This is a genomic window from Pantoea sp. Taur (assembly GCF_009830025.1).
GTDB classification, from domain to species: Bacteria; Pseudomonadota; Gammaproteobacteria; order Enterobacterales; family Enterobacteriaceae; genus Pantoea; species Pantoea communis.
The window spans coordinates 1-8,713 of record NZ_SZZZ01000043.1 but is presented as its reverse complement, the minus strand read 5'-3'; the positions used below and the strand labels follow the sequence as shown (position 1 = coordinate 8,713).

The 8,713-nt window shown below is 56.0% G+C and carries 7 protein-coding genes; 5 read left to right on the top strand and 2 right to left on the bottom strand.

What is annotated here, in order from left to right; genetic code table 11:
• The 4 genes from FD744_RS24945 to gsiD form a co-directional block, all read left to right on the top strand.
• Window positions 1-1,526 (top strand): dipeptide ABC transporter ATP-binding protein (locus FD744_RS24945; RefSeq protein WP_160869970.1); only part of this gene is annotated, 1,526 nt, incomplete at its 5' end.
• A gap of 64 nt (window positions 1,527-1,590) precedes the next feature.
• Window positions 1,591-3,126 carry a glutathione ABC transporter substrate-binding protein GsiB gene (gene gsiB / locus FD744_RS24940; RefSeq protein ID WP_160869968.1) on the top strand — a complete coding sequence of 512 codons (1,536 nt, stop codon included), beginning with the start codon at window positions 1,591-1,593 and terminating at the stop codon, window positions 3,124-3,126.
• 49 nt (window positions 3,127-3,175) lie between these two features.
• Window positions 3,176-4,096 (top strand): glutathione ABC transporter permease GsiC, encoded by a 921-nt coding sequence (gene gsiC / locus FD744_RS24935; protein WP_034820789.1) that lies wholly within the window; start codon window positions 3,176-3,178, stop codon window positions 4,094-4,096.
• A gap of 10 nt (window positions 4,097-4,106) precedes the next feature.
• Window positions 4,107-5,012, top strand: coding sequence for a glutathione ABC transporter permease GsiD (gene gsiD, locus FD744_RS24930; protein ID WP_160869966.1), 906 nt, complete (start codon window positions 4,107-4,109; stop codon window positions 5,010-5,012).
• A gap of 93 nt (window positions 5,013-5,105) precedes the next feature.
• Here gsiD and FD744_RS24925 read toward each other — a convergent pair whose 3' ends face one another.
• A complete protein-coding gene (locus tag FD744_RS24925) occupies window positions 5,106-6,773 on the bottom strand; it encodes a methyl-accepting chemotaxis protein (RefSeq protein WP_160869964.1) in 1,668 nt (555 codons plus the stop codon).
• 115 nt (window positions 6,774-6,888) lie between these two features.
• Between FD744_RS24925 and FD744_RS24920 the strand changes: the two genes are divergently transcribed.
• The gene (locus FD744_RS24920; protein WP_160869962.1) at window positions 6,889-7,338 is read left to right on the top strand and encodes a DUF4385 domain-containing protein; all 450 of its coding nucleotides are present in this window, start codon (window positions 6,889-6,891) and stop codon (window positions 7,336-7,338) included.
• On the opposite strand, the gene rimO is transcribed toward FD744_RS24920, so the two are convergent.
• Window positions 7,335-8,660 carry a 30S ribosomal protein S12 methylthiotransferase RimO gene (rimO, locus tag FD744_RS24915; protein ID WP_039336388.1) on the bottom strand — a complete coding sequence of 442 codons (1,326 nt, stop codon included), beginning with the start codon at window positions 8,658-8,660 and terminating at the stop codon, window positions 7,335-7,337. The genes FD744_RS24920 and rimO overlap by 4 nt on opposite strands.
• Window positions 8,661-8,713 lie beyond the last annotated feature (53 nt).

The following is an 8,713-nucleotide window of genomic DNA, read 5'->3' as shown; positions in this document are numbered from 1 at the left end:
AGGAGCCGATGACCTCGCTTAACCCGGTGTTTACCGTGGGCGAGCAGATCGCCGAATCCATCCGTTTACATCAGGGCAAAAGCCACCAACAAGCGCAGGCCGAAGCACGGCGCATGCTGGATCTGGTGCGCATACCTGAAGCCCACAATGTGTTATCGCGTTTTCCGCATCAACTCTCCGGCGGCATGCGTCAACGCGTGATGATTGCCATGGCGCTGTCATGCAAACCGGCATTGCTGATTGCCGATGAGCCTACTACCGCGCTGGACGTCACCATTCAGGCGCAAATTCTGCAGCTGATTCGCGTGCTGCAAAAAGAGATGCAGACGGGGGTGATTTTTATCACTCACGATATGGGCGTGGTGGCGGAGATGGCCGATCGCGTACAGGTGATGTATCGCGGCGATGTGGTTGAGCGCGCGCCGGTACAGCAACTGTTTGATGCGCCGCAGCAACCTTACACCCGCGCCTTGCTGGCGGCCGTACCGAAGTTGGGTGCGATGAGCGGCCAGCCGCTGCCCGCTAAATTCCCCTTGCTGCACACCAATGGCCGAGAAGAGATCGTCACACCGCAGGATACGGTGCGCAGCGATGAGCCGCCGATCTTGCAGGTACGCGATCTGGTGACGCGCTTTGATATTCGTGGTGGGTTATTGAATCGCGTGAAACGCCGTGTGCATGCGGTGGAGAAAGTCAGCTTTGATCTGCATGCTGGCGAGACGCTGGCGCTGGTCGGCGAATCCGGCTGCGGAAAATCCACTACCGGTCGATCGCTGCTGCGCCTGGTCGCCAGCCAGGGCGGCACGATTACTTTTAATGGTCAGCGTATAGATGCGTTGCAGGGCAACGCGCTGGCTTCGCTGCGCCGCGACATTCAGTTCATTTTTCAGGACCCTTACGCCTCCCTCGATCCGCGCCTGACGGTGGGTTTCTCGATTATGGAACCGCTGCTGGTGCACAAAACCATGGATCGGCGCCAGGCGGAGAAGCGTGTAGCCTGGCTGCTGGAGCGCGTCGGTTTGCTGCCGGAGCATGCGCAACGCTATCCACACGAGTTCTCAGGCGGCCAGCGCCAGCGCATCTGCATCGCTCGCGCATTGGCCCTGAACCCTAAAGTGGTGATTGCCGATGAGTCAGTCTCGGCGCTGGATGTCTCGATTCAGGCGCAAATCATCAATCTGATGCTCGACCTGCAGCGCGAGTTTGGCATCGCCTTCTTATTTATATCTCATGATATGGCGGTGGTAGAACGCATCAGTCATCGCGTGGCGGTGATGTATCTCGGACAGATTGTGGAAATGGGGCCGCGTCAGGCGGTGTTTGAGCAGCCGCGCCATCCTTACACGAAAAAACTGATGGCCGCTGTGCCGGTCGCCGATCCGGCGCACCGTCATCGCGAGCGGGCGTTAATGGTGGATGAAATCCCCAGCCCGATCCGCCCATTGGGTGATGAGCCAGAAGTGGCACCGTTACTGGAAGTGGCACCGGGGCATTTTGTTGCCCGCCACGCCATTAGCGGTGCCTGAGCAGCAAGCAACCGCGTCATCCACGGATGTCGCGCATGACAGGGATTACAGGAGAACGATAACAATGCACCACATTATGCGAAAAGGGGTTATCACTGCCGGGTTGTTGAGTTCAGCGTTGGCAATGCCAGCGTGGGCAGCGAAGGACGCGGTGATTGCTGTGGCGTCAACCTTTACCACTATGGATCCGTACGACGCCAATGACACATTGTCGCAGTCGGTGGCCAAGGCGTTCTATCAGGGACTGTTCGGCTTTGATAAGGACATGAAGCTGCAAAACGTGCTGGCGGAAAGCTATCACGCGAGCAGCGATGGCTTAACTTACACTATCAAACTGCGCTCGGGCGTGAAGTTCCAGGATGGCACCGATTTCAACGCGGAAGCGGTGAAGGCCAACATCGACCGTGCCAGCAATCCAGACAATCACCTCAAGCGTTACAACCTGTTCAAGTATGTCGCCAGCACCGAAGCGGTGGATCCGACTACGGTGAAGATTACGCTCAAGCAGCCGTTCTCGGCCTTCATCAACAACCTGGCGCACCCGGCGGCAGTGATGATTTCGCCCACCGCCCTGAAGAAATACGGTAAGGACATTGGCTTCCATCCAGTGGGTACCGGTCCGTATGAGTTTGTCACCTGGAATCAGACCGACTTCGTCAAAGTGAAGAAGTGGGATGGTTACTGGAAGAAAGGCTATCCGAAGCTGGACAGCATCACTTTCCGCCCGGTAGTAGACAACAACACCCGTGCGGCGATGTTGCAGACCGGTGAAGCGACCTTTGCATTCCCGGTACCGTTTGAGCAGGCTAAATTGCTGCAGGGCAACAGCAAACTCGACGTCGTCACTACGCCATCGATTATGCAGCGTTACATCAGCCTCAACGTGACGCAGAAGCCGTTTGATAACCCAAAAGTGCGTGAAGCGCTGGAATACGCCATCAACCGTGAGGCGCTGGTCAAAGTGGCGTTTGCTGGTTATGCCACGCCAGCCACCGGCATCGTGCCACCGGCGATTGATTTTGCGCAGAAATATCCAGCGATTAAATACGATCCGGCCAAAGCGCGTGAGCTGTTGAAAGAAGCGGGCTTCCCGAACGGTTTCGAAACCACCTTGTGGTCATCTCACAACCACAGCACCGCGCAGAAAGTGTTGCAGTTCACTCAGCAGCAGCTGGCGCAGGTCGGCGTGAAGGTGAAAGTCACGGCGATGGATGCGGGTCAGCGTGCCGCAGAAGTCGAGAGTAAAGGGCAGAAAGAGAGCGGTGTGCGCATGTTCTACACTGGCTGGTCGGCTTCGACCGGTGAAGCAGATTGGGCACTGACGCCGCTGTTTGCCACCACCTCCTGGCCGCCAGCCATCTTTAACACGGCGTTCTACAGCAATCCGCAAGTGGATAAAGATCTGAGCGATGCACTGAAAACCACCGATCGTGAGCAGAAAGCCAAACTGTACAAAGACGCTCAGGATCGTATCTGGAACGACCATCCGTGGATTCCGCTGGTGGTTGAGCAGTTGCTCTCTGCGAACAATAAAAACCTCACCGGTTTTTATGTCATGCCCGACACCTCATTCAATTTTGATGAGGCGGATCTGAAGTAACAGGCGCGGCCAGCCTTGCGAGGCTGGCCGCTGCTGCGCAGGATTTTGCATGCTCAACTATTTTCTCAAACGATTATTGGGGCTGATCCCCACGCTGCTGATTGTCGCGGTGCTGGTGTTCCTGTTTGTCCACCTGTTGCCGGGCGATCCGGCGCGCCTGATTGCGGGTCCGGAAGCGGATGCCTCGGTGGTGGCGCTGGTGCGTCAGGAACTCGGTCTCGATCAGCCGCTGATCCAGCAGTTCTGGCACTTTATTCTCAATGCGCTGCAGGGGGATTTTGGCCAGTCGATGGTGTCGAAACGTCCGGTCTCGGAAGAGATAGCCGCGCGCTTCTTCCCGACGCTGTGGCTGACGCTCACCAGCATGGTGTGGGCGGTGATTTTCGGTATGACCATCGGCATTACATCCGCCGTCTGGCGCAACCGCTGGCCCGATCGTATCGGCATGACGCTGGCGGTATCTGGCATCTCTTTTCCCGCTTTCGCCTTAGGCATGCTGCTGATGCAGGTGTTCTCTGTTGAGCTGGGTTGGCTGCCAACGGTCGGTGCCGACAGCTGGAAACACTACATTCTGCCGTCGATAACCCTGGGTGCAGCCGTGGCGGCGGTGATGGCACGCTTTACCCGCGCCTCGTTTGTCGAGGTGATGCAGGAAGATTACATGCGCACCGCGCGCGCCAAAGGGGTACGTGAGTCGCTGGTGGTGGTCAAACACGGCCTGCGCAATGCGATGATTCCGGTGGTGACCATGATGGGCCTGCAGTTTGGTTTCCTGCTCGGTGGCTCGATTGTGGTGGAAGTGGTATTCAACTGGCCCGGTTTAGGCCGCTTGTTGGTGGATTCGGTGGAGATGCGTGATTACCCGGTGATTCAGGCCGAGGTTTTGCTGTTCTCGCTGGAGTTCATTTTGATCAATTTGATTGTCGATATGCTGTATGCGGCGATCAACCCGGCCATCCGTTACAGGTAAGGAGTCGCACTTGAAGAACTGGCGACGCGCAGCGGCATTGAAAACCATGCCGATGATGACGGAAACCCGGGTACGTACGCCGTGGCGCGAATTCTGGCGCCGCTTTCGCCATCAACATGTGGCGATGGTGGCGGGCTTATTTGTGCTGCTGTTGATTGTGGTGGCGTTTATCGCTCCGTTTATTGCCCCGTTTGATGCGGAAAACTATTTTGATTACGACCGGCTGAATGACGGACCGTCGATGATGCACTGGTTTGGTGTGGATTCTCTGGGGCGTGACATTTTTAGTCGCGTATTGGTCGGCACGCGCATCTCACTGATTGCGGGCTTCTTCTCGGTGGCGATCGGTGCGCTGATTGGTACGGTGCTGGGGTTGCTGGCCGGTTATTACGAAGGCTGGTGGGATCGCATTACCATGCGTATCTGTGACGTGCTGTTTGCTTTCCCCGGCATTCTGCTGGCGATTGCGGTGGTGGCGATCATGGGCAGCGGCATGAGCAATGTAATTGTGGCGGTGGCGATTTTCAGTATTCCAGCCTTTGCTCGCCTGGTGCGTGGCAATACGCTGGTGTTGAAACACCAAACCTTTATTGAATCAGCCCGCAGCATCGGCGCATCCGACTGGACGATTATCATGCGTCACATTCTGCCCGGTACCGTGTCGTCGATTGTGGTCTATTTCACCATGCGTATCGGTACGTCGATCATCACGGCGGCGAGTTTGTCTTTCCTCGGACTGGGCGCGCAGCCGCCCACGCCGGAGTGGGGCGCGATGCTTAATGAAGCGCGTGCCGATATGGTGATTGCGCCGCATGTGGCGATTTTCCCCAGTCTGGCGATTTTCCTGACGGTGCTGGCGTTCAATCTGTTGGGTGATGGACTGCGGGATGCGTTAGATCCGAAGTTAAAGACCTGAAATATCAAATCGGTGCGCGTTAGTGCGCACCCTGAAAAATCCCGTTGTGCAGGTCAGGTCGCCACTTATGGCGACCTGATTTTTTCTGTTACCTCAGAACGTTTCCCAGTTGTCGTTGCTGTGTGCACCGGCAGCGGGTAAGGCGCGTGGTGTGGTTGCGACAGGGGCTTTCACCGTGTTTGTCACCGGTGCCATCACTGCCCGCGTCCCGGTTTTAAAGCGCGCCACCGCCGAAGACAGGCTGCTGGCCTGCTGCTCCAGCGAAGCCGAGGCGTTAGCGGATTCCTGCACCAGTGTGGCGTTCTGCTGCGTTACGCGATCCATCTCGTTCACTGCCACACCAATCTGATCGATGCCGCGACTCTGCTCGTCAGAGGCCGACGCAATTTCGCCCATGATATCGGTCACGCGCGTTACCGCGCTGACGATCTCCTGCATGGTATCGCCGGCGCTGCTCACCTGTTGTGAACCTAAATTAACGCGCTGCACGGAGCCCTCAATCAGTAGCTTAATCTCTTTCGCTGCCTGTGCACTGCGCTGCGCCAGGCTACGGACTTCACCCGCGACCACCGCAAAGCCACGACCTTGTTCACCGGCGCGAGCGGCCTCAACGGCAGCATTCAGCGCCAGAATATTGGTCTGGAAAGCAATGCCATCGATCACGCTGGTGATGTCGGCGATTTTCTTCGAACTGTCGGCGATGTCGCGCATGGTTTTTACGACGCCATCCACCACGTTGCCGCCTCGGTCAGCCGTTTCCGATGCGGTTTTCGCCAGCTGCGTCGCCTGACGTGCGTTATCGGCATTCTGTTTAACGGTGGCGGTCAGCTCTTCCATGCTGGCGGCGGTCTCTTCCAGCGAGGCGGCCTGTTGTTCAGTGCGGGAGGAGAGATCGTTGTTACCGTTGGCGATCGCGCTGGCACTGCCGAAAATGGCATCGGCACTGTCGCGAACATTGTTAATAGTGACCAACAGTGCTTGCTGCATATGGTTGAGGCTCGCGGCAATGGCGGCCATTTCACTGTGTCCTTCAATCTTCAAACTGGCGGAGAGGTCGCCTTCGGCGAAGCGCTCCATCTGCTGCTGCACTTGCTTCATCGGCGCCAACAGGATGCGGCGAACCAGCAGCCAAACCACCAGCAGCAACAGCACCACAATCACTGCCATCGCAGCAACCATCACCAGCATATGCTGATAAGTGCTATCGTTATCTGCAGCGCGGGAATTGATTAACTGCACGTTGTCGCCACGCCACTGCTTGTAGGCCGCTTCCAAATCGTCCTGCGCCTGTTGTGCATCCAACTCGCCATAGGCGGCGTAGTTGTTGGCTTGCAGGAAGGTCGCGGATTGATTCAGCAGTTGGTAATAGTTCGCGAATTTGCTCTCGATAAGCTCGGCGGCTGCCGCACTTTGCCCCGCAATCCGTGGGACACTCTTGTAGCGGTCAAAGTGCTGTTTCGCTTCATCAAGCGAGGCGCCCGCGGAAACCAGCAGCTTGCTGATGGCAGCGCGTGAAGCATCATCGGTCTGATTCTTCAGAATGCGAATCGCCACGCGGTTGATGATAACGCGCGTTTTCACCAGCGTTTGCCAACTGTCGGAGAACTCACGCTGTTGATGCGACAGCTGGTTACTGGCAGTGAAATTATGCTGGCCAGCGATCAGGGAAGATAAAAACAGTGAGCCTGATATGGCCTGCATAGCGGTGAATACCAACAGCATCAATATGATGGCAGTCACAATTTTCATTTTCGTTAACATGATTTTCCCTGAGCAAAGTAGGCTAGTAGAGAAGTTATCGGTGTAAAAGCACATTGCTTAAGAGCCGCAATAAAAATAATTGCAGTAAGTGATAATGTCGTGCAGGAGAAATGCAGTGAAACCCTTTGATTACGAACAAGACTTTAAGAATATCGATTTCCGACAGCGGCCAGACCTTTATCAGGTTGGGCGCGGTGAGCAGGGGGTATTAATGGTGGAGCCTTACAAGAGTGAAATTCTGCCATTCTGGCGCTTCCGGACCGTGGAACTGGCTCAGGAATCTTCCGTTCAGATCATGCAGTTGTTTGAGGACTATCGCGCACAGGACGACTTTGTCGGCATGGATATGGCGCGAAAATTTATTCAGATGGGCTATACCCGCGCGCGCCGATACAGTAATCACAAAGGCGGACGCAAATATGATGCAGACGGTAACGAGCTACCTCGTACCACAGAAAAAGAAAAGGCCGCTGCGGCGGCCATATTCAAATCATGCTGGGATCGGCTAAGAGCGGACACCGATTATCTGGCGCGCAAACGTGCGCACCAGCAGAAGCACGGTTAAACGCGCGTACCCCATAAATCGTACTCATCGGCGTGTTCGACTTTAACACGTACCACATCACCGACTTTCACCTGACGATCGCCATTCAGATACACTGCGCCGTCGATCTCAGGTGCATCGGCCATGCTGCGACCCACCGCGCCTTCTTCATCCACTTCATCGATGATCACCAACACTTCACGGCCGATTTTCTCCTGCAAACGTTCGCTGGAGATTTTCTGCTGCAGCTGCATGAAGCGATCGAAACGTTCCTGCTTCACCTCTTCTGGCACCTGATCCGGCAGTTGGTTGGCCGTCGCGCCTTCAACCGGGCTGTACTGGAAGCAGCCAACGCGATCCAGACGCGCTTCTTTCAGGAAGTCGAGCAGCATCTGGAAATCTTCTTCGGTTTCGCCTGGGAAGCCGACGATAAAGGTCGAACGCAGCGTCAGTTCCGGGCAAATTTCGCGCCAGCGTTTGATGCGCTCCAGCGTACGTTCAACCGCACCAGGACGCTTCATCAGCTTCAGTATGCGCGGGCTGGCGTGCTGCAGTGGGATATCGAGGTACGGCAGAATTTTCCCTTCGGCCATTAACGGAATCACGTCATCCACATGCGGATACGGGTAGACATAGTGCAGACGCACCCACACGCCGAGTTTCGCTAGCTGTTCGCACAGGCTGACCATGCTGGTTTTCACCGGGGATCCATTCCAGAAACCGGTGCGGTGTTTCACATCCACGCCGTAAGCCGAGGTGTCTTGCGAGATCACCAGCAGCTCTTTCACGCCGGCTTCCACCAGACGTTTGGCTTCATCCAGCACCGAACCAATCGGACGGCTATCAAGATCGCCACGCATGGATGGGATAATGCAGAAGGTGCAGCGATGGTTGCAGCCTTCGGAAATTTTCAGGTAGGCGTAGTGGCGTGGCGTCAGCTTAACGCCTTGCTCTGGCACCAGGCTCAGGAACGGGTTGTGTTCCGGCTTTGGCACATAGGTGTGAACGTGCGACAGCACTTGCTCGTAGCTATGCGGGCCGGTGATTTCCAGTACCTTAGGATGTACTTCGCGGATCTGATCCACTTTGGCACCCAGGCAACCGGTGACGATCACTTTGCCATTCTCGTTCAGCGCTTCACCGATCGCTTCCAGTGATTCCTGTACGGCGCTATCAATAAATCCACAGGTGTTAACGATGACGATCTCCGCATCATCGTAGCGTGGCACCACATCGTAGCCTTCAGTACGCAGTTCCGTCAGGATGCGTTCTGAGTCGACGAGGTTTTTTGGACAGCCGAGTGAGACGAAGCCTACGCGCGGCGGATTTTTGACATGGCTCATAAGGATAATAATTCATCATAATTAGTGTGGATAGGCGGGGGATTGTACAGAGG

Bases quoted from the DNA above. Each gene is read 5' to 3' on its own strand.
- gsiB (WP_160869968.1), top strand. From the start codon at position 1,591: ATGCACCACATTATGCGAAAAGGGGTTATCACTGCCGGGTTGTTGAGT.
- gsiC (WP_034820789.1), top strand. From the start codon at position 3,176: ATGCTCAACTATTTTCTCAAACGATTATTGGGGCTGATCCCCACGCTG.
- FD744_RS24925 (WP_160869964.1), bottom strand. From the start codon at position 6,773: ATGTTAACGAAAATGAAAATTGTGACTGCCATCATATTGATGCTGTTG.
- rimO (WP_039336388.1), bottom strand. From the start codon at position 8,660: ATGAGCCATGTCAAAAATCCGCCGCGCGTAGGCTTCGTCTCACTCGGC.